The organism is Actinokineospora lacus, from assembly GCF_053813445.1.
This window is the reverse complement of sequence record NZ_JBQERA010000010.1, coordinates 108,048-133,470: the sequence shown is the minus strand read 5'-3', so window position 1 is coordinate 133,470 and position 25,423 is coordinate 108,048. Positions and strand designations below refer to the sequence as shown.

Genomic DNA, 25,423 nt, shown 5'->3' with positions numbered 1-25,423 from the left:
CGGCTCACGAGAGGCGTCGGCGTCGGCCGAGCAGCAGCAGACCGGCGCCGCCGAGGACGAGCAGCCCGCCGACCCCCACGGCGGGACCCACCTCGACACCGGTGTTCGCCAGGTCGTCGGTGTCGGCGATGGGGGCCGTGGTCGTGGTGGTGGGCGCGGCGGTGGTCGTCGGCGCCACGGTCGTCGCGGTCGTGGCGGTGGTCGAGGTCGTCGCCGGGGGCGCGGTGGTCACCGTGGTCGTCACCGGCGGGGCGGCGCAGGCGAGCACCGGGGCCGTGGCCGACGCGCCGTCCGCGCTGACCTTGTCGAGGGACACCCCGGTGATGCCCGCGATGGCCTGCGAGGTCGCCCGCGCGGCGGTCGCGGCGGCGAAACCGCTGGCGTCGTAGGCAATGGCGCCGCGGTCGGCCGCGACACCCGTGCAGCCGACCTGGCGGCCCAGCAGGTACGCGACGGCCTTGTCCGCGCTCGCCGCGCGCCCGCCCGCGGCGAGCGCGGTGGCGGCCAGGCCGGTGCTGTTGGCGTTGACGCCCGGCGTCGGGCCGCTGCCGGGGAAGCCGCCGTTGGCCTGCTGCTTGCCCGCCAGCCAGTCCAGCGCCGCGGCGGGCTCCCGGCCCACGGCGACGAGCGCCTGCACGGCGTACCCCGTGGTGTCCACATCGGACGCGCACGGCGCCTTCTCCAGGTACAGCGGGAAACCGCCGTCGGGGCACGCGCTGCCCGCGAGGTAGTCGACGGCGGTGGCGGGCGCGCCGCCGGACCGGTGCAGGGCGAGCACGGCCAGCGACTGGGTGATGCCGTTGCTGAAGTCGCCGTAGGCGGACTTGTCGGTGAACCGCCCGGACGGCGCCCGCAGCGCGGTCAGCCGGGCGATCAGGTCGACCCCGGCGAACGCGGCGGGGTCCTCGCCCTGGGCCTGGGCGACGAGGGCGAGCTTGGCGTGCGCCCCCGCGTACGCCTCGGTCGTGCCGTCGCCCAGGTAGGCCGCGGCGTTGCCTGCCAGCCACTCGGTCGCGGCGGCGGCGTGGTCCTGCGCGGCGCCGCCCGCGTCGAGGGCGAGCACGACGTCGGCGGTGAGGCCGTGGTCGGGGTAGGCGGTGCCGTCGAAGACGGTCTCCATGTGGTCGCCGCCCGTGAGCTGGCGGGCCAGCCAGCCCGCGGCGGCCCCGGCGGGCGCGGGCCCGTCGTCGGCCACGGCGACCGGAGCGGCCCCCACCAGCAGGAACAACGCGATAGCGGCGATACGCCCGCTCATCTCACGCCTCTCATCCCAAGGCGCGAACGAAGCCCGGTGCCCGGGACTCCGACCCGCTGTCCTCGACGGTGTCCGGAGCAGCCCGCGCCCGGCGGGTGTTCGGGCTCGCCACCGGTGGTGGCCTACCGTTGCGGGTCAGCGCCGGACTTCGACCGGACTTCCCCCGCAGGACGCGGTTTGCGATTACTCGAGCGCTGATGATACTTGCTCAGGCGAACATCGCGGCGATGAATCCCATGACATAGAGCACGCCGAAGGAGAGCGGGACCCACTGCTCCAGGTGCGTCAACTGCCAGTACGTCGAGCGGTCCGTGCCGTGCTTCAACGCCGTCCACTCGGCGTTCCAGTACGGCGAGGCGGGCAGGCGCTCCTCCAGCATCCCCACGACCTGGTACTTGGCCTTGCTGAGCTGGCGGTAGGAGCGCACCAGGTAGAACCAGGCCGCGCACTGGGTGATCAGCGCCAGCAGCGGGAGGGCCAGCCACCACTCGCCGTCGGTGGGCTTGCCCGCCCAGAACACGCCGAACAGGGTGAACACCGAGCTGTTGAGGGTGAGGAAGAAGGTGTTGGCCATCGAGCGCCGGGTGCCGATCCGGTCGGCCATCTCCACGTAGATCCGGTACTGCTCCAACACGAGGGTCCGGTACTCCGGGGTCGACTCCGCCTCGCCGTTCCACAGCCGGATCTCGTCCATGCCCCACCCCGTCCACCGCGCCGTCCCTGCCCGCCGGGGACTATATCGGGGTGATCGATGTCGACATCGTGTTCTCCGGCGGCACAGTGTTCACCGGCGGCACCATGGGTATCGGCGGCACCGTGGGGACCGGCACCGTGGGGACCGGCAGGACCACGGCCTTGGCGGTCCGCGACGGGGTCGTCCACGCGCTCGGTGACGCGGCGCTGGCCTGTCGTGCGGCGCTCACCGTGGACCTGGCGGGCGGCGTCCTCATGCCCGCCTTTGGCGACGGCCACGCCCACCCCATCCTCGGCGGCCTGGAGCGTCAAGGCCCGCTCGTCGCCGACTGCGCGAGCGTCGCGGAGATCGTCGAGGCCGTGCGGGCCTACGCCGCGGCCAACCCCGACCTTCCGTGGATCGTTGGGGCGGGCTACAACCCCACCCTGGCCCCCGGCGGCGTCTACGACGCCCGCTGGCTCGACGCCGCCGTCCCCGACCGCCCGGTGGTCCTGCGCGCGGGCGACTACCACGCCCTCTGGTGCAACTCGGTCGCCCTGGACCGCGCCGGGGTGGTCGACTCCGACGTCGAGGGCATCGTCCGCGACCCGCTCGGCACCCTGCGCGAGTGGGCCGCCTGCGACCTGGTGCTCCGCCTGGTCCCGGACGGGCGGGACCTGCGCGCCGCCGTCCGCCACGCGACCGAGTCCTACGCCGCCGCGGGCGTCACCTGGGTCCAAGACGCCTGGGTCGACCTGGACTCCGGCTTCACCGACGCCTACCTGTCCACTCCCGGCCTCCGCGTGGCCCTCGCCCTGCGCGCCGACCCCGCCTCGTGGCGCGACCAGCGCCCCCTGTTCCAGGCCGAACGCGCCCGGGTCAACGGGCTGGCCTGTGGGCTGGTCACCGCCAACACGGTGAAGTTCTTCACCGACGGCGTGATCGAGACCGACACAGCGGCCCTCCTGGCGCCCTACGCCCACTCGTGCACCCACGGCGCCCCGGTCTGGCCCCGCGCCGAGCTGCCTGCGGCGGCTGCCGCCTTCGACGCCGACGGCTTCCAGCTGCACCTGCACGCCATCGGCGACGCGGCCGTGCGGCTGGCCCTGGACGCCATCGAGCACGCGGTCGACACCAACCCGCCCCGCGACCGCCGACCCGTGATCACCCACATCCAGCTGGTCGACCCCGCCGACCTCCCCCGGTTCAGGAGGCTGGGCGTCATCGCGAACGTCCAGCCGTTCTGGGCCCAGCTCGACCCGGCCCAGACCGAACTGACCATCCCCCGCCTGGGCCCGGAGCGCGCCGCCACCCAGTACCCCCTGCGGACGCTGGCCGCCACCACGCACCTGTCCTTCGGCAGCGACTGGCCGGTCGACTCCCTCAAGCCCCTCGACGGCATCCAAGTGGCCACCACCCGCCAGACCCTCAACGGTGAACCGCCAGGCGGCTGGACCCCAGGTGAGCGCCTGACCCCCGAGACCGCCCTGGCCGCCTACACCTCCGGCCCGGCCTACCAGGCATTCGCCGAGCGCGACCGAGGAACCCTCGCGCCGGGCAGGCAGGCCGACCTGGTCCACCTGTCCGCCGACCCCACGACAGCCGAGCGCCCCGCGAGCATCGCGGTGCTGGGCACCTGGCTCGCGGGGCGCAGGATCTGGGGCTAGGGGGTGAGGAACCCGCCGCGCACCGCCCGCACCAGCGCGGACGCGTCGGCCGAGAGCACGGGTCCAGCCGGGTTCTTGCTGTCCCGCATCGCATTCAGCGTGTGTGCCAGCTCAACACACGTCGTGTGGTCCGAGAAGGTGGACTTCCGCCACCGCGCACCGCTTCGAGCGGACCCCATCAGGTCTATGCCTCCATTCCATCGACAAGATCGGCGATGACCTCGGCCGACCGCGTCGGTGACATCGCCATTTCCGTCATCCTGTCCGCAGCCGACGCGAATCGGCGCACGTCGGCGGGCTCCCACAGCTCCACGGCCGCCGCCAGGTGTTCCAGATGGACGATCGGGGAGGCACTGGGGAACTCGATCAGAACGAACGGGCCTGCCAGGTGCGGCCAGAATCCGCCTCGATGGGTCTCGATCAACTGGATGGAGACGTTCGCCAGGTCAGCCATCTTCAGCAGGTGGCGAAGCTGGTCAGCCATCACATCGCGCGGCGCGACCGGCGTTGTCAACACGTCATCGGCGATCAGGGCTCGCAGCAGCACCGGCTCCCGCCCGCGAAGAACGTCCGCGCGCCCCATCCGCAACGCGACCATCTTCTCCACGCCAGGCCCGGAGCCAAGGGTGGCGCGGGCATAGTCGCTGGTCTGCAACAGGCCGGGGATCACCAACGGGGACACGGTGGTGATGCGCCGCGCCGCCCGCTCCTGGTCGATGAGCTGATCCAGGTGGGCACGGCCGGACGAACTCGCGACCAGCTCACCGGAACGCTCCGAGGCGACGCGCCACTTGCCCAGCACCCGCTCCCGACTGTCGCCCACGACGTCGAGCGCGTCGAGCACGCGCAGGAGGTCCCGCTCGGACGGCGTGCGCTTCCCAGCTTCCCACAGCGAGACCGTCGCGTTGTTCACGCCAAGCCGCGCCGCGAACTGCCGCTGCGACAAGACCACGTTCTCGCGGGCGATGCGCAGCTCGGCACCCAGTTCGCGAGCGGCGGCACGGGCGTTGACGGACATGTATCAGAGCCTAGTTGGCCACCAGCACGGGCTTCCTGTCCCCCAATCGGGGAATTGTCGCTCTTGCTGTCATCAGTCAAACTGTTGACGTCAACACAGCAGGCAAGGAGATCTCACATGGGCCGGTGGACCGTTCAGGACGACATCGATGACACCGACGTCCTCACCATCGATGTCAGGTCGGGATACCTGTTCATGTGGACCGAGGGCGTGTTCACCACCAAGAACCCGGAGGCGGCCCGGGACCTGCGCCGCAAGATCGGCCTGGCGATCGGCGAGATGCTGGCCCACCACGAAGGCCCCACCACATGACCGGCCCGCTCCGCTGGCTGCGCTGCCGCCAGACCCGACGCCGCTGGAACGCCAGCCCCGCTCTCCCGCCACGCCGCCCCCACACCACCCGCCACTCGGCGCAGGCACGCGCCCTGCCCCTCGACCTGACCGGACTCGTCGTCCGGCGACCCCAGCCCCCGGCCGGTGCGGACACTCCCCCAGCCCTCCCGCACCGGCCGGGCTCCACAATGGAATGACCCACTGGAATGACCTGACACTGTCGGGCTCAAACTCCCACAGACAACGGCACCCGCCTTGGCGAGGGTGGTCCAGTCCCCTCGCCAAGACGGGCCGTTGCCCGGATGGACGAACTGCCGCCCTTCCCCGACGACGTTCGATCCGAGCGGCATGACCTTATCACGGGCTCGAACGTGCGTTCGACACCTCCGTCCCAACTGCGCACGATCGCGGATGACCTCCTGGGAGCCCGGGGGTCACGCTGGCGCGGACCGGACAGGAGATCGCCGATGACGACGCTCGACGGCGGGCTGGGGCGTCCTGGCGACGCCGTGTTCGCCGAGGCGGTCCGCACCGCCAACCTGGCCGCGCCCCCCGACCCGGCAGCGGCGGTGACCGTCCGGTCCGCCCAGCAGGCCGCCGCGGCCGTCGCCTACGCCACCGGCCAGGGCATGTCCGTGCGCGTGCACACCACAGGGCACGGCTCGGCGACGCAGCGACCCATGCCCGGCTCGCTGCTCATCCGCACCGCGCTCGCCGAACCGGTCACCATCGATCCCGACACCCTCCTGGCGCGCGTCCCGGCGGGCGCGGTCTGGCGGGAGGTCGTCACCAAGGCCGCCCGGCACGGGCTCGCGGCCGTGCACCCCACGACGCCCTCGGTCGGGGTCGTCGGCTACCTCACGCGCGGCGGGGTGGGCCTGCACGGGCGGTCCAAGGGGCTGGCCGCGAACGCCGTGCGGGCCATCGAGCTGGTCACCGCGGACGGGGCGATCCGGCGCGCCGACGCCGACACCGACCGAGACCTCCTGGACGCCCTGCGCGGCGGCGGAGGCGGGTTCGGGGTGGTCACCGCCATCGAACTGGCACTGTTTCCCCTCGCCGGCGTGGTCACCGGCGCCGCCTACTGGCCGTTGGAGCACGCCGACCGGCTGGTCACCCTCTGGCGGGACTGGACCGTCGACGCGCCTCGCGAGGCGTGCACGACGCTGCGCGTCCTGTCCGGCTCGGCCGTGCCGTGGGCGCCGGGTCCGGTGGTCTGCGTCGCGGGCGTCATCCACGGCGGCGCGACCGCGGAAAGCGACGTCGCGGAACTGCTCGACCCGCTGCGGGCCATCGCCGCGCCCCTGCGCGACACCTGGCGGGTCGACGGCCCGGCCGCGGCCCTGTTCGCCCACGAGCACCCGGCGGGTCCGGTGCGGATCACCGGCGACCACCTGCTGCTCGACGAGATCGGCCGCGACGGGGTGACCGAGTTCCTGCGGGTGGCGGGCGAGGGCTCCGGCTCACCGCTGCTGTCGGCCGAGCTGCGCCACCTCGGCGGGGCCCTGGCCGAGCCCGACCCGGCGGGCGGCCTGCTCGACCACCTCGACGCCCGGTTCTCCTACGTCGGCCGCGGGGCGGCCACCGACGCCGCGTCGACCGCGACGGCCGTCGAGCACTGCTCAGTCGTGCGGGCGGCCCTGTCCCCGTGGGACACCGGCCTCACCGCGCCCAGCATGGTCGCCAGCGCGACCCAGCCGCAGGCGCACCTCGACAGCGCGCGGACCCGTCAGGCAGGCGCCGTCCGCGCCCGCGTGGACCCTGATGGGGTCTTCGCGGGCGATGTCATGCTCAGTGCCCCTGGGTGACCGGTCGGGCCGCCCAGGGGACCGCTTGTTCAGTCCAAACCGCGAACGATGGTGGGTTCGTAGTCGTCGTCCTCCGGGGTGCGGGGACGTGGCCAGGTGGTCGCCCGGCCGCCGATGACCCAGTCAGTGGGGGTCTCGCTGCTGCCGGGCACCGCCTCAGTGGTGGTCATGGTGCCCTCCGATCGTCAGGTGTTGACCCTTCTGAGGGGACCACACAAGAGGTCGCAGGGCGAGCGCGATTCCACTATTCGACACCGGATGCCGGATTTTCGGGCGAAACCGGTTCATCCGGTAACAAGATCGACTCCGGTCGCGATGCAAGTCTTCTGCCCCAGACGGTGAAGCTGACCTGGGGAATGTCCACGAAGGCCGGTTCCCCGAGCCGGGAGCGGAACTCGGCCAGGTCGGTCTCGGTGACCATGCCCCCGGCCAGCAGGGCCGGGGCGGCGTGCTCGATCAACGGCCGCCAGCGGTCGCGGTCGAGGTTGCCCAGGCAGGCCGGGCGCGCGGCGAACTCGATGTCGGCCAGCCCCGCGGCGCCCATCAGCGACGGCACGCCGCGCACCCACGTCAGGTCCGCGCCGGGCTGCGTCGCCCGGTAGGCCGCCATGATGCGGGCGACCACCGGGAACGGCGCGGTCTCCTCCGGCAGTTGGAACGGGTCGGTGACCACCAGCCAGCCGCCGGGACGCAGCCAGCCCGCCGCCCGCGCCAGCACCTCGTCGCGCGCGGCCAGGTGGCAGAGCACGAAGCGGGCGTGCACCAGGTCGAAGGCGCCGGGCGCGAACGCCGGGTCGGTGATGTCGGCCTGGACGACCTCGGCGGGCGAGCCGCCCAGGTGGGAGGTGTCGACGTCCACGGCCACCACGCGGCCCGCCGGGCAGCGCTCGACCAGGCCCGCGGCGACGGAACCGGCGCCCGCCCCGAGGTCGAGGCAGTGCGCGTCCGGTCGCAGGCCGAGCGCGTCAAGCACGCCGAAGGTGAACCCGTCGGTGCTGGCGGCGATGGCACCCAGCCGCGCGCCTGACCGCACGGCTGGCTGGGCGGCGGAGCGCACGGCTGGCTGAGCAGCGGGCTGGGCGGCTGGCTGAGTGGCGGAGTGCGCGGGTGGCTGGGCGGCGGGGTGCGCGGCCATCACCGCGGCTCGGCGGGCTCGCCCGCGCCGACCAGCTCGCTCTCGCGCAGGCGGGCGAGCGTGCGGAGGAAGGCGATCTCGCTGGCCCAGTCGTCGGAGGGGATGTCGTCGGCGGGTGTCGGGCTCTCGGCGGGCGGGGCGCCCGCGCCGCGGGCGGCGATGGCCGAGGAGAGCCAGTACGCGGTGGTCAGGGCGTCACGCTCGGCCGGGTCGGCGGCGGCGGCCCTGGCCCTGGCGGCGGCGATCTCGGCCGGGTCGGCGTGGTCGCGCAGCACCATCAGCGCGTCGCGGATCTCGATGACCCGCCGGTAGAGCCGGAAGTCGATGGAGCGGCGCGGCACGGCGGAGGCGGGCAGCCGCACGTGCGGGACGACGCTGGTCAGGTCGGCCCAGAGCGGGCCCAGCGCCCGCAGGTCCCTGGCCTCGCGGACGGCGCGCACGGTCCGGGCGGCGACCGGCACGAGCACCCCGGCGACCATCAGCCAGGTGGTGACGCCGATGTTGAGCGGGAAGGCCGAGCCCAGCCAGGACCAGCCGGTGAACAGGTAGCCGAGGACGGCCGCCGACCAGAAGAACGTCGAGGACGCGAAGCCCGCGGCCAGCAGCCCCAGGCCCACGCGCAGCGGCCGGGTGTCGGCCAGCCGGGCGTAGCGGGCGCACAGCAGCGCGCACGGCGCGACGGCGACCACGTGCGCGATCGAGAGCAGCCACCAGAACGGGCTGTACCAGGGCACCGCGATCGAGGTGACGCACCCGGCCTGCGAGACCGGCCCGGTGTCCAGGGCCAGCAGGGCGGCGCTGACCACGACCGCGCCGCCGTAGACCAGCAGCGGCCTGCGCCGGGCGAGCGCGGCGAGGACGAAGTCGAGGATGAACGCCGAGCTGACGACGCCCCAGATGTTCATCGCGATGCCGCAGCTGTAGCCGAACACGTAGTTGCGGTTGAGGATCGCGGTGATGGGGTCGAGGTAGGCGGTGACCGAGCCCGCCAGGCCCGCGACGGCGATGAGCAGGCGCCGCTGGGGCTGGGAGTGCCGCGCGCCCGGCAGGCGCAGCAGCAGCGCCACCCAGAGCGCCACGCACCCGGAGAGCACCACCAGCTTGCCGAACGCGTTGAGGTCCGGCGGGGTCACCGGGTGCCCCGGCCGAGGCCGAGCGCGGCCGTGAGGGTGCCGAGCACCCCGGGCTCGGTCCCGGGCGCGCGGCCCTCCGCGGTGATCCGGATGAGGCTGGCCACCAGTTCGGCCTCCTGTTCCTCGTCGTTGGTGTAGGCGGTGCGGTTGAGCATGCGGCGCACGAGGTCCGGGGAGAGGTCGGGCAGGAAGCGGCTCAGGTCCGTGGCGCGGTCACCGGTGCCGTTGTGGTCGCAGAGCAGGTGGCCCAGCTCGTGCAGGACGATGTGGTCGCGGTGGAAGGCGCTGGTGTTCTCCTCGACGAGGATCACGTCGCGGTCGACGAGCTGGAACCAGACGCCGCAGGTCTGCGCGCTCGCGCCGCCGGGCAGGGTGCCGATGTCGATGGGCCGCCCGCGGCGCGCGGCGATGGCCTGCACCAGGCCCGCGACGGTGAACGGGTCGGGCAGCGGGAGGTCCGCCACCAGCGCCCGCCACCGGCGGTACGCGCGTCGAGTGACCATGCTTCTCGCCGAGCCCTCCCCCTGCGTCCGCCGGGCCGGAGCGTACATCGTAGCGTTCACCCAGCGCCCTGCCCAGCCCTTATCTGGATCGTCCTTTATAGACAGTCCACCCCGGACCGAACTGGACAGGATGTCGCGCGGGTTCGGCAAAAGCGACGTCAGTTGCATGGTCAACTACCGAGTGCGGGCGGCCAGGCCGTCCCCGCTTCCGGACACCCGCCCGCGTCGCGCCCGGCGGCGGAGCCGTCCGCGCGACCCCGGCAAGATCGTCACCGTTCTCCGCGGGCGGCCCCCGCCGGTCCATCCTGTTCCGCCACTGACGCCGAAGGTCACGGTCAGGACACCGCCGAACACCGCCGCCGTGGCCTCTTGTCGGCAAAGACGAAACCGGTCTACGGTCCCAAGACGTGTGACCCGGTTCACTTCAGGAGGGGTCTTGGCAGAGGCGAGGGACCCGATCCTCTCGGTGGCCAATCTGGAGGTCGTCTACGACGACGTCGTGCTGGTGCTGCGCGGGCTGAGCCTGGCGGTGCCCACCGGCGGCATCGTCGCCCTGCTCGGGGCCAACGGCGCGGGCAAGACGACCCTGCTGCGCGCGGTCACCGGGCTGCTCGGGCCGCACCGGGGCCGCGTCACCAAGGGCACCGTCACCGTCGCCGGAGCCGACCTGACCGGCGCGGACCCCGCCGACGTCGTGCGCAACGGCGTCGCCCAGGTCATGGAGGGCAGGCGGGTCTTCGCCGAGCTGACGGTGGAGGAGAACCTGCGCGTCGGCGCGCACACCCGGCGGGCCAGGGGCGCCGCGCGCGAGTCCGAGGCCCGGGTGCTGGACCTGTTCCCCGTGCTGGCCAGGCGCCGCAAGTCGACGGCGGGCTACCTCTCCGGCGGCGAGCAGCAGATGCTGGCGATCGGCCGGGCGCTGATGGCCGCCCCGCGCCTGCTGCTGCTCGACGAGCCGTCGCTCGGCCTGGCCCCGAAGCTGGTCGAGCAGGTCCGCGACATCGTCGCCGAGATCAACACCCAGGGCACCAGCGTGCTGCTGGTCGAGCAGAACGCGGTGATGGCGCTGTCCATCGCCGACCACGGCTACGTCCTGGAGGTGGGCTCGGTCGTGCGCGACGGCCCGGCCGCCGAGCTGCTCGACGACGCCGACATCCGCGAGTTCTACCTCGGCGCCCCCGCCGACGGCGAGCGCCGCTCGTTCGCCGAGGTCAAGAGCTACCGGAGGAAGAAGCGATGGAGCGCCTGACCGCGCCCGCACCGGCACCCGCGCCAGAGCAGGCCGCCACGTCGCCGCTGCTGGCGGTCTCCGGCCTGACCCTGCGCTTCGGCGGGGTGAGCGCGCTGGACGGGGTGGACTTCACCGTCGGGCAGGGCGAGCTGCTGGCGGTGATCGGGCCCAACGGCGCGGGCAAGACCTCGGTGTTCAACTGCCTCAACGGCGTCTACCGCCCACAGAGCGGCGACATCCGCCTCGACGGGACCTCGCTGCTGGGCCGCGCCCCGGCGGCCATCGCCGGGATGGGCGTCGCCAGGACGTTCCAGAACCTCGGCCTGTTCCAGCACCTGTCCCTTGTGGACAACCTGATGCTCGGCAGGCACCACCTGATGCGCACCGGCTTCCTCACCGGCATGGCCTGGTGGGGCCGAGCCAAGCGCGAGGAGATCGAGCACCGCGCCGCCGTGGAGGACGTGGTCGAGCTGCTGGAGCTGGAGGCGTACCGGCGGACCCCGGCGGGCCTGCTCCCCTACGGCGTGGCCAAGCGCGCCGAGCTGGGCAGGGCGCTGGCGATGGAGCCGCGCCTGCTGCTGCTGGACGAGCCGGTGGCGGGCATGAACGTCGAGGAGACCGAGGACATGGCCCGCTACCTGGTGCAGGTCCGCCGCGAGCTGGGCCTGGCGATGATCCTGGTGGAGCACGACATGCGCCTGGTCATGGACCTGGCCGACCGGGTGGTGGCCCTGGACTTCGGGGTGGTCATCGCCTCGGGCACCCCCGACGAGGTCCGGGAGGACCCGCGCGTCGTCGAGGCGTACCTGGGCGGTGGGGCGTGACCGCGACCGTGGACGCCACCGAGGTGGCCTCGCTGCCCGCGCGGCTGCTGCGGCTGGCCGCCGAGCGCCCCGACGACGTCGCGCTGCGGCACAAGCGCCGCGGGGTCTGGCAGGAGTGGACGTGGGCGCAGTACGCCGACTGGGTCGCCGCCGCGGCGGCCGGGCTGCGGGAGCTGGGCGTCGGCCCGGGTGACCGCGTCGCCGTGCACGCGGAGAACCGGCCGGAGTGGGTGGTGGCCGACCTGGCCGCGCAGGGCATCGGCGCGCAGACCATGGGCGTCTACCCCACCTCCCCCGCCGCCGAGGTCGCCTACCTGCTGGCCCACTCCAAGGCGAGCGTGCTCGTCGCCGAGGACGAGGAGCAGTTCGACAAGGCCGTCGCGGTCCGCGACCAGCTCCCCCACCTGCGCCACATCGTGCTGATCGACCCCAAGGGCGTGCGGGTGGCCGAGCACGACGGGGTCCTGACCTTCGCCGAGCTGACCGGCGGCGGCGACAGGGAGGGCAACCGGTCGGCGTACGCCCGCGCGGTCGAGGCCGTCGACCCGGGCTCCACCGCGATCCTGGTCTACACCTCCGGCACGACCGGCCCGCCCAAGGGCGCGATGATCTCCCACGCCAACCTCGTCGCCGCCGGGAGCACGTTCATCTCCGCGCTGGGCGCGGCCACCGACGACGAGGTGCTGAGCTACCTGCCCCTGTGCCACATCGCCGAGCGGCTGCTCACGGTGATCGACGGGGTGTGGGCCGGGCTGGTGGTCAACTTCGGCGAGGGCGGCCAGGCGTTCCTGCAGGACCTGCGCGAGGTGCAGCCGACGGTGTTCCTCGGCGTGCCGCGGGTGTGGGAGAAGCTGATGGCGGGGGTGGAGATCCGGATGGCCGATGCCTCCCCGCTCAAGCGCGCGGTCTACCGGGCGTGCCTGCGCCAGGGCCGCCGGATCGCGCCGCGCCGGATGACCGGGGCGGCCACCATCGGCGACCGGGTGGTGCTCCGGCTGGCCGAGCTGCTGGTCTTCCGGGCGCTGCGGGAGAAGCTGGGCATGTCCCGGGTCCGGGTGGCGATCTCCGGCGCCGCGCCGATCGCCCCGCAGGTGCTGGAGTTCCTGTGGGCCATCGGCGTCCCGGTCCGCGAGGGCTACGCCCAGACCGAGAACACCGCGATCTGCACCCTGACCCCGGTCGGCGACGTCCGCCTCGGCGCGGTCGGCGTGGCGCTGCCCGGCGTCGAGGTGCGCGTCGGCGAGGACGGGGAGATCCTGACGCGCTCGGCGGGGGTCTTCCAGGGCTACCTCGACGACGAGGAGGCCACCGGCCGCGCCGTGGACGCCGAGGGCTGGCTGCGCACCGGCGACGTCGGCGAGCTCGACGCCGACGGGTACCTGCGCATCACCGACCGCAAGAAGGACATCATCATCACCGCGGGCGGCAAGAACATCTCCCCGTCGGAGATCGAGAACCGGCTCAAGGTCTCCCCGTTCGTGCGCGAGGCCGTGGTCGTCGGCGACCGCCGCAAGTACCTGACCGCGCTCATCGGCATCGAGCGCGACACCGTCGGCGCGTGGGCGACCCGCCGCGGCATCGCCTACACCACCTACGCCGACCTCTCCGCCAAACCCGAGGTGCGCGCCCTGGTGCAGCAGGCGGTGGACGCGGCGAACGGGGAACTGTCCCAAGTGGAGCGGGTCAAGCGGTTCACGATGATCACCCGGGAGCTCGACCACGAGGACGGCGACCTGACCGCCACCCAGAAGGTCAAGCGCCGCGCCGTCGCCGAGCGGTTCGCCGCGGAGATCGAGGCGATGTACCGATGACCGCGCTGATGCAGAACCTGTTCGCGGGACTGGCGCTGGGCTGCACCTACGCCCTGGTCGCCCTCGGCTTCGTGGTGATCTACAAGTCCACCGGGGTCATCAACTTCGCCCAGGGCGGCCTGCTGGCCCTCGGCGCCTACCTCGGCTACACCTTCTCCACCAACCTGGCGCTGGCCTTCGGGGTGGCGATCCTGTTCGCCTGCCTGGCGGCGGCGGTGGCCGGGGCGGCGGTGGAGCGGATCGTGCTGCGGCGGATGGTGGGGCAGCCGCCGTTCGCGGTCATCATGATCACCATTGGGCTGCTGTTCGTCATCGAGCCGGTCCTGACCGCGATCTGGGGGTTCGACACCCTGCAGGTCACCAATCCGTGGAACATCCAGACCGTCGACGCGGGCGCGCTGGTGCTCGGGGTGCGGGACCTGTGGACGATCGGGCTCACCGCCGCGGTCGTGGTCGCGTTCTTCGTCTTCTTCCGCTACTCCTCCTTCGGGCTGGCGATGCGGGCCACCGCGTTCGACCCCGAGGCCGCGCTGGCGCAGGGCATCAGCGCGCGGCGGGTCTACGCGGTGTCCTGGGCGATCGCCGCGGCGCTGGCCGCGCTGGCCGGGGTCACGCTGGCCGCCGGGCCGGGCGGGCTGTCGCCGTCGATCGGGTTCATCGCGCTGGCGGCGTTCCCGGCGATGATCCTCGGCGGCATGGACTCCCCCACCGGCGCCGTGCTGGGCGGGCTGATCATCGGCTTGGCCGAGGCGCTGACCAGGGGTTATCAGGACCAGTTGTTCACGTGGGCGGGAGACAACGTGTCGGTGATCGTGCCGTATGTGCTGATGATCCTGATTCTGCTGGTCAGACCTTACGGCTTGCTCGGCACCAAAGACGTGCGGCGCATCTGATGGCCCGCCCGCACCGCAACCTCGTCCGCGGGTACGCCCAGGACCTGCGGCTGTTCGGCACCCCCGGCGCCCGGGTGGGACTGGTGCTGATGGCGCTGGTGTTCGCCGTGCTGCCCACGGTGGTCAGCGACGACTTCTGGCTCTCGGTGCTGGTCTACGTCGGCATCACCGCCATCGGCGCGATCGGCCTGAACCTGCTGACCGGCTACTGCGGGCAGATCTCGCTCGGCCACGCGTTCTTCATCGGCGCGGGCGCCTACTGCACGGCGGTCGTCGGCGGCACGCTCGGGCTGCCGCTGCCGGTGTGGATACTGGCCGCCGCGGCGGTGGGCGCGGCGCTCGGCGGGCTGATCGGGCCGTTCACGCTGCGCCTGCGCGGGCACTACCTGGCCATCGTCACCCTCGGCCTGGTGTTCGTCGGCGAGCACCTGTGGCGCAACCTGCGGCCGGTCACCGGCGGCAACTCCGGCACGTCGGTGACGGCGTCGACCTCGCTCGGGCCGGTGGACCTCTCGCGCATCGAACTCGCGGGCGAGGTGTACTCGCGCAACCAGGGCTGGTTCTGGCTGGTGTGGGCGCTGGTCGCGGTGGTGGCGCTGCTGGCCAAGAACTTGGTGCGCACCCGGCCGGGGCGCGCGCTGCAGGCGGTGCGCGACCGCGACCAGGCCGCCGAGGTGATCGGGGTGCGGGCCGGGCGCTACAAGATCGGCGCGTTCATGGTCTCCAGCGCGATCGCCGCGGTGGCCGGGGCGCTGTTCGGGGCGTACCAGCAGTACATCGTCCCGGACGAGTGGAACCTGCTGCTGTCCATCCAGTACATCGCCATCGTCATCGTCGGCGGGCTGGGCACGGTCTTCGGCTCAGTGCTCGGCGCGATCTTCGTCGGCGCGCTGCCCGCGCTGATCGACCGCTACAGCGACGTCATCCCCGGGGTGCAGACCTCGGTGGGCGGCGACGGGTTCATCAGCGTGTTCGCCCTGAACCAGGCGATCTTCGGGGTGCTGATCGTGCTGTTCCTCGTGCTCGAACCCCGGGGCCTGGCGGGGATCTGGCTGCGCGTGAAGACCTATTTCCGAACCTGGCCGTTCTCGTACTAGGAGCCCCGAATGACTCGAGTGGCACTCACCGCGGCCCTGGCCGCACTGGCACTGACCGCGGCCTGCGGCGGGGCCGGGGACAACGGCGGAGGAGGTGGGGGCGCGGGCGGGGAGGCGGGCGCCCCCGCGGCCACCGCCGGTTTCGACGGCACCACCATCCGGCTGGGCGTGCTCTCGCCGCTGTCCGGGCCGGTCGCGGTCATCGGGCAGCCGCTGACCACCGGCAACAAGGTCTGGTTCGACCAGGTCAACGCCGAGGGCGGCATAGCGGGCAAGTACAAGGTGGAACTCGTCCAGGAGGACACCCAGTACGCCCCGGACGTGACCGTCCAGCAGTACAACAAGATCAAGGGCAACGTCGTCGCGCTCACCCAGGTCCTGGGCACCGCGCCGACACTGGCCGTGCTGCCCCTGCTGCGCGCCGACAAAATGATGGCCGCGCCCGCGTCGCTGGACGCGCTGTGGGTGCGCGAGGAAAACCTGCTGCCGACCGGCGCGCCGTACCAGATCCAGGCCATCAACGTGATGGAGCACTACCTCACCGAGGGCGGCGGCACCCCGCAGTCCAAGATCTGCACGATGGTCCAGGACGACGTCTACGGCGAGGCGGGCCAGGCGGGCATCGACTTCGCCGCGGAGCGCTCGGGCTTCACCGTGACCAACACCCAGAAGTTCAAGGCGGGCACCGAGAACTACGCCGGGCAGATCCAGGCGCTGGCGGGCGCGGGCTGCCAGATGGTGTTCCTGGTCGCCACCCCGTCCGACGCGGGCAAGATCTGGGGCACCGCCGCCCAGGGCCGCTTCGCCCCGCGCTGGTACGGGCAGTCCCCGTCGTGGGTGGGCGCGCTCGCCAAGTCGCCGCTCGCGCCGTACCTGGAGGCCAACGTCCTGATCGCCGCCGAGGGCACCGAATGGGGCGACACCAGCGTCGCCGGGATGCAGGACATGGTCTCCCGCGCCGAGCAGTTCGCACCGCAGCAGCAGCCGGACTACTACTTCGCCTTCGGCTACAACCAGGCCCGAGCGATGACCGCGCTGCTGGAGAAGGCCGTCGAACGCGGCGACCTCTCCCGCGACGGCATCCTCACCGCCTCCCGCGAACTGGGCACCGTCGAGTTCGACGGCCTGACCGGCAACTACGAGTACGGCCCCGCCGAGAGCCGCAACCCGCCCCGCTCGACGACGATCTTCAAGGTGGACCCGGCCAAGCCCTTCGGCCTGGCCAAGGTGAAGTACGACTTCACCTCCAAGTCAGCGGGCGAGTACGAGTTCGTCAAAGCCGACATCTAGCGCCGGGACGAGCAACTCCGGTCAAGCGGGTCGACGGAGGTCCTCGCCACACACGGGTGGCGTGTGCGTGGGTGGAGCGGTCCGACCCCGGTCGGACCGCCGAGGACCAGGTCGTCGTGGTGCCGCACGGTCAGCGCAGGCGGGCAACCCAGTTGTCCAGGCGGCGCAGGGACGTGCGCAGGTCGGCCAGCAACTCCAGTGCGTGTGCTCGCGCGGCGGAGCGTTCGGGACCCGACACCGGGCGGTGGCCGAGGGCGCGCCACACCATCCACGCGGCGCCACCGAGGTAGGTGCGCAGCAGGCCCGCGAACGCGGGCGCGGACGCGGGCGGACGACGGCCGCCCGCCGCCTCGTAGGACCTGATCACGGTGTCGAACGCGGCCTGGTCCTCACCCAGGCCGCTGAAGTGCAGCGCCGCCCTGGTCAGCTCCCACTCCGCGTAGTCGGGCCCCGCGCCGTCCCAATCCACCAGCAACGGACCGGCCGACGTCTCCACGACGTTGTCCGGCTTCACGTCGCGGTGCGTGCTCACCGGCGTCAGACCGCCAGGGTCGGCAGCCATCGCCCTGGCCTCGGCGATCTCCGGGAGGTAGGCCCGCACGGCGTGGGTGAAGTCGTCCGGCGCCTCGTCCAGCCACTCCCGCCACTCCTCGACCGGGTGCGGCTCCCAGTCGGGCGCCCCACCGGCGGGGAGGGTGTGGAGGGCCGCCAGGGTGGTGCCGACCCACGCCGAGACGTCCGTGGTCGACGGGCCGCCCTCGCGCCACTCGTGCACCAGGTAACTGGCGATCTGCCCACCGACTCGGACATCCGCCAGCAGCGGCGCGGCCGGGTCGAGCGGGTGCACCGGACGGGGCATGGGGAAGCCGCGGGCGTGCGCGTCCAGTTGGATCCGGGCGGACACCACGTAGTCGCGCAGCCACCAGTCCTCGCGGGAGCGGTTCAGCCGCTTGACCGCCCACGTGCCGCGCGACGTGCGCAGACGCCACATCAGGTGGGATCGCCCGCCCGCCACCGGTGTCGCCGGTCCGAGGACGTCACCGAGCCCGAACGCCGCGGCCACCGCTGTCCGCCACTCCCCGACCTGGGACAGTCCGCCCATGGTGGTCTCCCTTCCCCGATCACCGCATCAGGTCGACATGAAGTCAAGCGAGCGGGCCATCTCCACGCCGCCGAGGCTGACGCCGTCAGGCAGGGGGATGCTGGCGCGCCGGACCTCGTGGAAGCCGTAGGACCGGTAGAGGGGGACGCCGGGGAGGGTGGCCATGAGGACCAGGGAGCGGAAGCCCTCGGCGTGGGCGGCCTGCTCGCAGGCGGTGAGGATGGCGCGGCCGAGGCCGCGGCGGGTCCAGTCGGCGTGGACGAACATGGCGCGGACCCGGGCGGGTTCGGTGGCCGGGTCCAGGAGCCGGTCGTCGTCCGGGCGGGCGCCGGAGCCGGTGTAGAGCTTGTCGCGCTTGCTCCAGCCCCCGCAGGCGACGATCTCGCCGTCGGCCTCGTGGACGAAATAGGTGCCGTCGTCGATGAGGACGGTGTCCGGCTGGGTCAGGTGGACCGCGGCGCTGGCGGTCTCGCGGGGGTCGTGGAAGTGCGGGAACAGCTCCAGGACGGAGCGGCGCATCAGGGCGGCGATGGCGGGCACGTCGGCCGGGATCGCTTTGCGCTGCGGTGGCTGTGTGGTCATAAGGAATCCGATTATGTCCACGCCGGGCAGGCAGGCAATCGGAATTCAGACCTGGTCGCGCAGGAAGCCCCATGGCGGTGTCGGTGAGGGCATCGTGTCGGTGTCGGTCAGCGGGCGGGCGTCGCCGGTGAATTCGCGGACGTGCTCGTCGGTCAGGCAGCGGGCCGGGAACGGGGCCGCGGCGGCGCGGGCGGCCACGCCCGCGGCCGGGAGCGGGGACGCCGAGGCGGCGAAGGCCAGGTTCCCGTAGCGGCGCCCGCGGAGCACGCCCGGTTCGGCCAGGAGCATCACCTTGGGGAACACCTCGGCCAGGGTGGCCGCGACGCGGCGGCCGAAGCGCAGGCCGGGGCCGTCGGAGACGTTCACCAGGTAGACGCCGTTCGGGTTCAGGACGCGGGCGACCTCGTGGGTGAACTCGACGGTGGCCAGCCCGCCGGGGACCACCGCGCGCTCGAAGGCGTCCAGGACCAGCAGGTCGGCGATGGCGTCGGCGAGCCCGGCCACGTAGCCGCGGCCCTCCCCCACGCTGACCCGCACTCCCGGGATGTCCAGGCCCAGGTGGGCGCGGACGAACTCGACCAGCTCCCCGTCGGCGTCGACCACCCGCTGCGCCGATCCCGGCCGGGTGGCCGCCACGTAGCGCGCCAGCGTGCACGCGCCCCCGCCGATGTGCACCGCGGCCAGCGGCGAGCCCGGCGGGGCGGCCAGGTCGACCACGTCGGCCAGGCGCCGCACGTAGTCGAACTCCAGGTGCAGGGGGTCGCGGACATCCACGTAGGACTGCGCCACCCCGTCGACGCTGAGCAGCCAACCGCTGGGGTGGTCCAAGTCGGCCAGGAGTTCGGCGTGCCCGAAGCGCACCCTCGCCTGGCCGGGCCTCGCCACCTCGTCCACCCCTACCCCCGTCGTCCGCCGCCGCCGGAGGGTAGCCGAACGCTACTGGGGCCCGCGCAGGGACCGCAGGCGCAGCACCAGCTCCGCCTCGAACCGGAACCTCGGGTCGCCCAGCAGGTCGCCGAAGACGTCGTCGAGCTGGCGCAGCCGGTAGCGCGCGGTCTGCGGGTGGATGCCCAGGGCGGTCGCGATCTCCGGGGCGGAGCGGCCCCACGAGGTGAGCAGGGCGTGGAAGGTCTCCTCGAGGCGGGCCGCTTTGCCCGGCCCGAGTTCGGCGAGCCGGTCGACGCCGCGCTCGGCGAGCAGGGCGCCCAAGGGCTCGCCCGCCAGCAGGAACAGCTCGAGCAGGTGCTCCTCGGCGACCAGGACGCGCGGGGAGCGGGGCAGGGTGCGCAGGGCCAGGCGGGCGCAGTAGCGCGAGAGCCAGGTCTGCTCCATCGGCAGCGACGGGCCCACGGCCGCGCGGGCGCCGCCGGCCGCGGCCGTGGCGGCGGCGACGCCGGGCTCGGGGACGATGGCGGTCAGCTCGCCGGTGCGCTCCAGCAGCAGGACGTCGGGGGCGAAGTGGTGGCGCCCGCCGCCGGGGTCGTCGATCACCAGGCAGGCCACCCGCCGCGGCAGGGCCCAGTGGGCGCGGGCGGCCAGCTCCTCGGTGGTGGCGCCGGTGTCGGGCGGGTCGCGGCGCAGCAGGCGCTCGGCCAGCGCCCTGCGGCGGTGGGCCGGGTCGTCGGCCCCGCGCGCCTTGGCCTCGGCGTAGCCCTTGGCCGACTCGTTGGCCAGGTTGTCGATGTGCACCAGCACCGCGTCGCTCATCGCCAGGACGGTGGTCATCGGCAGCGCGGCGGCCAGGGCGATCTGGGCATAGCGGCGGCAGGCGACCCGGGCGCCGATGCGGTAGGCGGCCTGCAGGTCGTCGAGCGCGCGGCCGTTGCGGAACTCGGTGCGCCCGAGGCGGCGGAAGAACTCGATGTCCTCGGGCGTGGGGCCGACGGGGTTCTCGATGAGGCCGATGAACTGCTGCACGGCGCGGCGCACCGCGGCGACCACGTCCCGGCCGACATCGGTGTCCGACGCGGCGCGGTAGCCGCCCACTTCCAGCCGGATGGTCTCCACCATCTCCGCGGTGATGGTGTCGATCCGGGGCCGCAGCGCCCGCGCGGCGGCCGCGGGGATGCTGCGCCACGGCCCATAGTCGTCACGGGCGTGCAGAGCCGTGGACACGGATCACCCCTGGTAAAAAAATGGGAAAGAATGCGCGCTGCCCCTTGCAAGTTACGAGAGAGCCCACTAGGCGTCAACGATGGTTGATCATGCAACATACTTGGCCGAAATCAGTCGCGAAAGGCCGAGTGGCCGGACCGTGGAACACGGTCCGGCCACTGGGGTCGAGGAGGATCAGGCGTGCGGGCAGCTGTTCCGGTACTCCTGGATTCCCCGGTCGTCGGGGGCGGGGCAGAGGAACTGGTCGTAGCGGGTGTCGTCGTCGATGAACCGCTTCAACCACGAGACGGTGTACTTCGCCACCAGGGTGTCCGGCGACTGCGGGAAGAAGTGGCTCGCGCCGTCGAGCTCCATGTACGCGCGGTCCCGGGCGCCGGTCAGCGACTGGTAGAACGGCTCGGAGTGCGAGGACACGGGGGCCACCGAGTCGTTCTCGCCGCCGATGATGAACGTGGGCGTGCGGACCTCGCTCCAGGTCTTGTCGGTGTTCCACGGCGCGAACGGCACCGCGGCCTTGAGGCTGGTCCGGCTGGACGCCGCCTCCAGGGAGCCGCCGCCGCCCATCGAGTGCCCCGCCACGCCGAGGCGGGTGGGGTCGATGCGGGTGCGCACGGAGCTGCGCTGGGTCAGGTAGTCCAGCGCGGCCAGCAGCTGCTGGCCGCGGGAGGACGGCTGGTCGTAGCGGGAGTTCGTGTCGATGGTGATGACCACGAACCCGTGCGAGGCGAACCGCGGGCCCATCCAGGCGATGCTCGACTGGCTGGCGGTGTAGCCGGGGGAGATCGCCACCGCGCCGAAGGTGCCCTCGGCGGTGGAGGTCGGGTAGTAGATCGTGCCGCCGCCGAAGCCGGTCACCGACCAGCTCGACACGCTGACCTCGGAGGTGGCGAACGGGCCGCGGGTGGCTTCGATGCTGGACTCGGTCGGGTTGGGACCGCGCTGGTAGGGGTTCTCGGCCGCCGTGGCGACCTGGGTGCCCGTGACCAGGCTCGCGGCCAGGGCTAGCCCGGCGAGGGCAGGGATGACTCGGCGCACGTCGTCGTACTCCTTCGTCAGTGAGGGGGGAACAACGCCTATGACTCTGACAAGCGCCCCTCGCCGACCGCATCGGCGAAATCACCGGTTGTGAAACACATTGCGATGATGTTTCATCAGATGATGCCAACGCTGCACGGCCGCGCCGACGTGCTGGATCGGCTGGCCGCCCTGGTCGAGGGCCCCGGCGGCGCGCTGATGCTCACCGGCCCGCCGGGCATCGGCCGCACCGCCCTGCTGGACGCGGTGGCCCGCCTCGCGCGGGTCCCCGTGCTGCGGGTCGCGGGCGTGGAGCCCGAGCAGGACATCGACGGCGGCGGCCTCGACCGGCTCGGGCAGCGGGACCTGGCCGAGGCCGCGGTGTGCCTGGTGGACGACGCGGACCTGCTGGACGCCCCCAGCGTCGCGGTGCTCGCCCACCACGCCCGCCGCTGCGCGGGCCGGGGAGGCGCGGTCGTCCTCGCCGGGCGCGCGCCGCTGCCGGGCATCGACACCGTCGTGCTGCCCGCCCTCGACGACTTCGCCGCCGACCGGCTGCTGGCCGAGGCCACCGCGCTGCCCGCCGAGGTGCGCGCCGGTCTCGTGGAGATCGCCCGCGGGGTGCCGGGGCATCTGCTGGACCTGGCCCACTGCCTCGACCCGCACCACCAGGCCGACCGGCCGCTGCCCGCCGTGCTGCCCCCGGGCGGCGCGGCCAGGACCGCGCTGGCGCGGGCGTACTCCCGGCTCTGCCCCGACGCGCGGCTCGCCGCCCTGCGCGCCGCGTGCGGCGGCCGGGTCGAGGTGGTGGCCGAGGCCCTCCGCGCGGGTCTGGTCGCCGCCGACGGCGGCGCGCCCTCCCCCGCCGTGGCCGCGACCGTGCGCGCCGAGGCGGGCCCGGACGCCTGCCGCGCCGCGTGGGCGGCACTGGCCGAGAGCGACCCGGACCCGGCGCGGGCCCTGTGCCACCGGGCCGCCGCCGCGCCCGGCAGCGTCACCGGGACCGCCCTGGCCGCCGCCGCGCGCACCGCCGAGCCGGTGACCGCGGCGCGGGCCCTGCGCCGGGCCGCCGCGCTCACCGCCGACCCGCGCGTGCGCGCCCGCAGGCTGATCGACGCCGCCGCGGCGGCCTGGGCGGCGGGCAAGCCCGCCCGCGCCCGCGCCGACCTGGCCGCGGCGTGGACCGACCCGGCCGACCTGGCCGGGGAGATCGCGCTGCTGCGCGGGGAGATCGAGCTGCGCGACGGCGACCCGGCCATCGCCGCGCACGAGCTGGCAGGCGCGGCGGGCCTGCTCGACGACGCCCGCCGCCGCGCCGTCGCGCTGATGCTCGCGGGCGAGGCGCGCCGGATGGCGGGCGACACCACCGGGCACGCCGCCGCGGCCCGCGACCTGGCCGCGCTCGGCAGCGCCGAGCCGCTGGCCGCCGCGCACGGTGCCGGGCTCGCGGCCACGTTCGCGGGCAGGCACACCGCCGCCCTCGCCCCGCTGCGGCACGCCGCCGGGCTCGGCCCGCACCTGCGCGACCCGCGCAGGCTGGTGTGGGCTGGGGAGGTCGCGCTGACCCTGGGCCAGGTCGACCAGGCCTACGAGTACGCCACCGCCGCCGTCGGGCTCGCCCGGTTCGACGCGCCCGCCCTGCTGCCCACCGCGCTCGCGCACCTGGCCGTGGTGGCGCTGGCCGCCGACCGGGTGGCGGCGGCGATCACCGCCGCGACCGAGGGCCGGGCCGCCTCCGCCGGGCAGCGCAACGTGGCCGTCGAGCACTCGGTGCTGCTGGCCCTGGCGGCGGTCTCCCTGGGTGAGCGGGACACCGCGCTGGCCCGCCTCGCCGAGGCCGCGCCGCGCATCGCCGAGCGCGGCCTCGGCCGACCCGCCGCCTACGCCGCCTGGACCCGTGCCTGCGTTGACCTGCTCGACGACCGGCCCGAGGACGCGCTGAGCCGCCTGCGCACGATGGCCACCGGCGTCGGCCGCGCCCACCCCGGCATCCGCGCCCTGGCCGTCCCGCAGCTGGTGGAGGCGGCCGTGCGCTGCGGCGCCCCGGAGGTGGCCGCGGGCGCCCTGGCCCGCTTCGACGCGTGGGCGGAGAGCCTGCGCGGCCCGTCCTGGCGCGCGCTGTCGCACCGCTGCCACGCGCTGATCTCCACCGACGCGGCGACGGCGGCCGAGCACTACGACCGGGCCATCGCCCTGCACCGCCGCGCGGGCGCGACCCTGGAACTGGCCCGCACCCACCTGATCTACGCCCACCACCTGCGCCGCGAACGCCAGCCCAACGCCGCCCGGACCCACCTGCGCGAGGCCCAGCACCTGTTCCACACCCACGGCGCGCGCTACTGGGAGGAGCGGGTGCGGGTGGAGCTGCGCGCCGCGACCCCGTCCCCGGCGGTCGGCGGGCTGACCCCGCAGCAGACGCAGATCGCCCGCCTGGTCGCCGACGGCGAGACCAACCGCGAGATCGCCCAGCGCCTGGTGCTGAGCCCCCGCACGGTGGACCACCACCTGCGCAACATCTACACCCGCCTGGGCATCCGCTCGCGAACCGAACTGGCCACCCTGGTCACCCGCGGGCGGTGAGTTCCGGGTCCGTGACGCCTCCGCATCAGGTAGACGCTGATCGGGAGGACCCACCATGACCGTCGCAGTCCGCCACGAGACCACCCCGAGAACCAGCGGCTGGTGGAGGCGGTGTCAGCTGGTCGCGGCGGTCACCAGAGGAAGGCGAGCACTGCGAGGGAGGACGCGAGCCCGAGCCACAGCAAGGCCACGAGGGGGTTGGCGGGCAGGGCCTTCTCCGCGCCCAGCCTGCTGTAGACGCCGTCGAGGCGGCGGCGCACCCTGTTCCCCGCGGCTGCTCCGGCCGCGATCAGCACCAGGCACGGCAGGCAGTAGAGAAGTGCGTAGCCCGAGAGCACGAGCAACGCCTGTCCCACGGTGATGTCGGCGGTGACCAGCCGCTCGACGGCGATGAAGTAGGGGAAGGCGTTGGGCAGGTCCGCACCGGTCATCACCACTCCCAGCGGCGCCGCGGTCCATGGGGAGATCCACCGCGGCAAGGCGACGGCGGGACGGGTGCGGGGCCGCAGGCGACGCACGCCCGCCACCACCAGCGTGCAGGCGCCGAGCAACAGCGCCCCGCGCCGCAGCCACGTCATCGCGTCGGTGACCGCGTCGGCCGCGTACCCCGCGCCCAGGAAGAGCACGACCCCCAGGGCGAACACCGCGGTGAAGGCCCCGACCGCGAACAGGGCGGCGGCCGCCAAGGGCCTGCGCAGCGGTGAGAGCAGCAACAGCGCCACACCGGCGATGGTCGCCGGGTTGAGCGCGTCCAGCAGGGCCAATCCGGCGATGCCCGCGAGCAGGGCGGTGCTCATCCGGCTATGGGCAGGTCAAGGTGGCGCACGAGCCGGTCGACGTCGCCGCTCGTCGGCGCCTGCCCGGTGAGCGCGGCGAAGAAGAGCCCGTCGCCGACCAGGCGGACCACCCGAGCCCGGGTGGGGTCCCCCAGCTCCGCCTCCAGCATGGAGTCCCAGCGCACCTCGGCTTCGCGCACCTCGGCGGGGAGGTCGAGGATTCCCACCGAGGTGACCCGCAGCATGGACAGCATCGCCTGGAACAGCCGCCGCTCACGCTCCTCGGGCGCGGACATCCGAAGCCAGGTCGAGGCCATCACGCCTGCCTCCGCGGCGGCGCAGAGCTGGGCGTCGGCCATCCGCACCGCCCGCTGCACGAGCCCGTGCAGGAGCGTTCGGGTGGTGAAGTGGTAGAGGACCCCGCCCTTGCTCACCCCGGCCTCGTCCGCCACGGCCTGCAGCGGTGGCGGTATCCGGCCCGCGATCACCAGCCGCTCGGCCGCGTCGAGGATCTGATCACGCGCGTCAGTCATACCGCTACTGTACCGTCCGGACGGTACACCAACGGACCGGGCGACCCCAA

At 73.6% G+C, this 25,423-nt stretch carries 25 protein-coding genes and 1 riboswitch; of the genes, 10 read left to right on the top strand and 15 right to left on the bottom strand.

The window, feature by feature from the left end; genetic code table 11:
• Positions 1–4: 4 nt before the first annotated feature.
• The gene (locus tag ACTG9Q_RS24065) at positions 5–1,255 is read right to left on the bottom strand and encodes an LPXTG cell wall anchor domain-containing protein (RefSeq protein ID WP_455575147.1); all 1,251 of its coding nucleotides are present in this window, start codon (positions 1,253–1,255) and stop codon (positions 5–7) included.
• A gap of 73 nt (positions 1,256–1,328) precedes the next feature.
• Positions 1,329–1,462: riboswitch (cobalamin riboswitch) on the bottom strand.
• Position 1,463: 1 nt separating this feature from the next.
• On the bottom strand, positions 1,464–1,949 hold the full coding sequence (locus ACTG9Q_RS24060) for a RipA family octameric membrane protein (RefSeq protein ID WP_455575146.1): 486 nt from the start codon (positions 1,947–1,949) through the stop codon (positions 1,464–1,466).
• A 50-nt stretch (positions 1,950–1,999) separates the two neighbouring features.
• Here ACTG9Q_RS24060 and ACTG9Q_RS24055 point away from each other — a divergent pair, with 50 nt between their 5' ends.
• Positions 2,000–3,595, top strand: a complete 1,596-nt coding sequence (locus ACTG9Q_RS24055) for an amidohydrolase (RefSeq protein WP_455575145.1) — start codon at positions 2,000–2,002, stop codon at positions 3,593–3,595.
• Here the strand turns inward: ACTG9Q_RS24055 and ACTG9Q_RS24050 are convergent.
• Positions 3,592–3,774 carry a DUF397 domain-containing protein gene (locus ACTG9Q_RS24050; protein WP_455575144.1) on the bottom strand — a complete coding sequence of 61 codons (183 nt, stop codon included), beginning with the start codon at positions 3,772–3,774 and terminating at the stop codon, positions 3,592–3,594. The two genes, ACTG9Q_RS24055 and ACTG9Q_RS24050, sit on opposite strands and share 4 nt — an antisense overlap.
• Before the next feature lie 5 nt (positions 3,775–3,779).
• A complete protein-coding gene (locus tag ACTG9Q_RS24045; protein ID WP_455575143.1) occupies positions 3,780–4,613 on the bottom strand; it encodes a helix-turn-helix domain-containing protein in 834 nt (277 codons plus the stop codon).
• 117 nt (positions 4,614–4,730) lie between these two features.
• On the opposite strand from ACTG9Q_RS24045, the gene ACTG9Q_RS24040 reads away from it, so the two are divergent.
• Entirely contained in the window at positions 4,731–4,925 is a 195-nt protein-coding gene (locus ACTG9Q_RS24040; RefSeq protein WP_455575142.1) for a hypothetical protein, read from the top strand.
• A gap of 488 nt (positions 4,926–5,413) precedes the next feature.
• On the top strand, positions 5,414–6,754 hold the full coding sequence (locus tag ACTG9Q_RS24035; protein WP_455575141.1) for an FAD-binding oxidoreductase: 1,341 nt from the start codon (positions 5,414–5,416) through the stop codon (positions 6,752–6,754).
• A gap of 29 nt (positions 6,755–6,783) precedes the next feature.
• Here the strand turns inward: ACTG9Q_RS24035 and ACTG9Q_RS24030 are convergent, their stop codons facing one another.
• The 4 genes from ACTG9Q_RS24030 to ACTG9Q_RS24015 all read right to left on the bottom strand — a co-directional run bounded on the left by ACTG9Q_RS24030 (position 6,784) and on the right by ACTG9Q_RS24015 (position 9,525).
• Positions 6,784–6,924, bottom strand: a complete 141-nt coding sequence (locus ACTG9Q_RS24030; RefSeq protein WP_455575140.1) for a hypothetical protein — start codon at positions 6,922–6,924, stop codon at positions 6,784–6,786.
• Between the two features lie 74 nt (positions 6,925–6,998).
• Positions 6,999–7,889 (bottom strand): class I SAM-dependent methyltransferase, encoded by an 891-nt coding sequence (locus ACTG9Q_RS24025; protein WP_455575139.1) that lies wholly within the window; start codon positions 7,887–7,889, stop codon positions 6,999–7,001.
• A complete protein-coding gene (locus ACTG9Q_RS24020; RefSeq protein ID WP_455575138.1) occupies positions 7,889–9,022 on the bottom strand; it encodes an MAB_1171c family putative transporter in 1,134 nt (377 codons plus the stop codon). The genes ACTG9Q_RS24025 and ACTG9Q_RS24020 overlap by 1 nt, the downstream gene beginning before the upstream one ends.
• Positions 9,019–9,525 carry a hypothetical protein gene (locus tag ACTG9Q_RS24015; RefSeq protein WP_455575137.1) on the bottom strand — a complete coding sequence of 169 codons (507 nt, stop codon included), beginning with the start codon at positions 9,523–9,525 and terminating at the stop codon, positions 9,019–9,021. The genes ACTG9Q_RS24020 and ACTG9Q_RS24015 overlap by 4 nt, the downstream gene beginning before the upstream one ends.
• A gap of 457 nt (positions 9,526–9,982) precedes the next feature.
• Here ACTG9Q_RS24015 and ACTG9Q_RS24010 point away from each other — a divergent pair, with 457 nt between their 5' ends.
• From ACTG9Q_RS24010 to ACTG9Q_RS23985, 6 genes are read left to right on the top strand one after another with little or no spacing between them, the layout of a single operon-like run.
• Positions 9,983–10,774, top strand: coding sequence for an ABC transporter ATP-binding protein (locus ACTG9Q_RS24010; protein WP_455575285.1), 792 nt, complete (start codon positions 9,983–9,985; stop codon positions 10,772–10,774).
• Complete coding sequence (locus tag ACTG9Q_RS24005; protein ID WP_455575136.1) at positions 10,762–11,580, top strand: ABC transporter ATP-binding protein; 819 nt, start codon at positions 10,762–10,764, stop codon at positions 11,578–11,580. The genes ACTG9Q_RS24010 and ACTG9Q_RS24005 overlap by 13 nt, the downstream gene beginning before the upstream one ends.
• Positions 11,577–13,391, top strand: coding sequence for an AMP-dependent synthetase/ligase (locus ACTG9Q_RS24000; protein ID WP_455575135.1), 1,815 nt, complete (start codon positions 11,577–11,579; stop codon positions 13,389–13,391). The genes ACTG9Q_RS24005 and ACTG9Q_RS24000 overlap by 4 nt, the downstream gene beginning before the upstream one ends.
• Positions 13,388–14,284, top strand: a complete 897-nt coding sequence (locus tag ACTG9Q_RS23995) for a branched-chain amino acid ABC transporter permease (protein WP_455575134.1) — start codon at positions 13,388–13,390, stop codon at positions 14,282–14,284. The genes ACTG9Q_RS24000 and ACTG9Q_RS23995 overlap by 4 nt, the downstream gene beginning before the upstream one ends.
• Positions 14,284–15,381: a branched-chain amino acid ABC transporter permease gene (locus ACTG9Q_RS23990; protein ID WP_455575133.1), complete on the top strand. Its 1,098-nt coding sequence runs from the start codon at positions 14,284–14,286 to the stop codon at positions 15,379–15,381. The genes ACTG9Q_RS23995 and ACTG9Q_RS23990 overlap by 1 nt, the downstream gene beginning before the upstream one ends.
• 9 nt (positions 15,382–15,390) lie before the next feature.
• Positions 15,391–16,671 (top strand): ABC transporter substrate-binding protein, encoded by a 1,281-nt coding sequence (locus tag ACTG9Q_RS23985; RefSeq protein ID WP_455575132.1) that lies wholly within the window; start codon positions 15,391–15,393, stop codon positions 16,669–16,671.
• Between the two features lie 130 nt (positions 16,672–16,801).
• Here the strand turns inward: ACTG9Q_RS23985 and ACTG9Q_RS23980 are convergent, their stop codons facing one another.
• The 5 genes from ACTG9Q_RS23980 to ACTG9Q_RS23960 all read right to left on the bottom strand — a co-directional run bounded on the left by ACTG9Q_RS23980 (position 16,802) and on the right by ACTG9Q_RS23960 (position 21,505).
• Positions 16,802–17,773 carry a phosphotransferase family protein gene (locus ACTG9Q_RS23980; protein ID WP_455575131.1) on the bottom strand — a complete coding sequence of 324 codons (972 nt, stop codon included), beginning with the start codon at positions 17,771–17,773 and terminating at the stop codon, positions 16,802–16,804.
• A 27-nt stretch (positions 17,774–17,800) separates the two neighbouring features.
• Positions 17,801–18,355, bottom strand: coding sequence for a GNAT family N-acetyltransferase (locus tag ACTG9Q_RS23975; RefSeq protein ID WP_455575130.1), 555 nt, complete (start codon positions 18,353–18,355; stop codon positions 17,801–17,803).
• A gap of 45 nt (positions 18,356–18,400) precedes the next feature.
• The gene (locus ACTG9Q_RS23970; protein ID WP_455575129.1) at positions 18,401–19,249 is read right to left on the bottom strand and encodes a spermidine synthase; all 849 of its coding nucleotides are present in this window, start codon (positions 19,247–19,249) and stop codon (positions 18,401–18,403) included.
• Positions 19,250–19,291: 42 nt separating this feature from the next.
• Positions 19,292–20,470, bottom strand: coding sequence for a PucR family transcriptional regulator (locus tag ACTG9Q_RS23965; RefSeq protein ID WP_455575128.1), 1,179 nt, complete (start codon positions 20,468–20,470; stop codon positions 19,292–19,294).
• 174 nt (positions 20,471–20,644) lie between these two features.
• Positions 20,645–21,505, bottom strand: a complete 861-nt coding sequence (locus ACTG9Q_RS23960; RefSeq protein ID WP_455575127.1) for an alpha/beta hydrolase family protein — start codon at positions 21,503–21,505, stop codon at positions 20,645–20,647.
• A 123-nt stretch (positions 21,506–21,628) separates the two neighbouring features.
• Between ACTG9Q_RS23960 and ACTG9Q_RS23955 the strand changes: the two genes are divergently transcribed.
• Positions 21,629–24,064 carry a LuxR C-terminal-related transcriptional regulator gene (locus ACTG9Q_RS23955; RefSeq protein WP_455575126.1) on the top strand — a complete coding sequence of 812 codons (2,436 nt, stop codon included), beginning with the start codon at positions 21,629–21,631 and terminating at the stop codon, positions 24,062–24,064.
• Between the two features lie 131 nt (positions 24,065–24,195).
• Here the strand turns inward: ACTG9Q_RS23955 and ACTG9Q_RS23950 are convergent, their stop codons facing one another.
• A complete protein-coding gene (locus tag ACTG9Q_RS23950) occupies positions 24,196–24,861 on the bottom strand; it encodes a GAP family protein (RefSeq protein ID WP_455575125.1) in 666 nt (221 codons plus the stop codon).
• Positions 24,858–25,373 (bottom strand): TetR/AcrR family transcriptional regulator, encoded by a 516-nt coding sequence (locus ACTG9Q_RS23945; RefSeq protein WP_455575124.1) that lies wholly within the window; start codon positions 25,371–25,373, stop codon positions 24,858–24,860. Before ACTG9Q_RS23945 ends, ACTG9Q_RS23950 begins: the two co-directional genes overlap by 4 nt.
• Positions 25,374–25,423 lie beyond the last annotated feature (50 nt).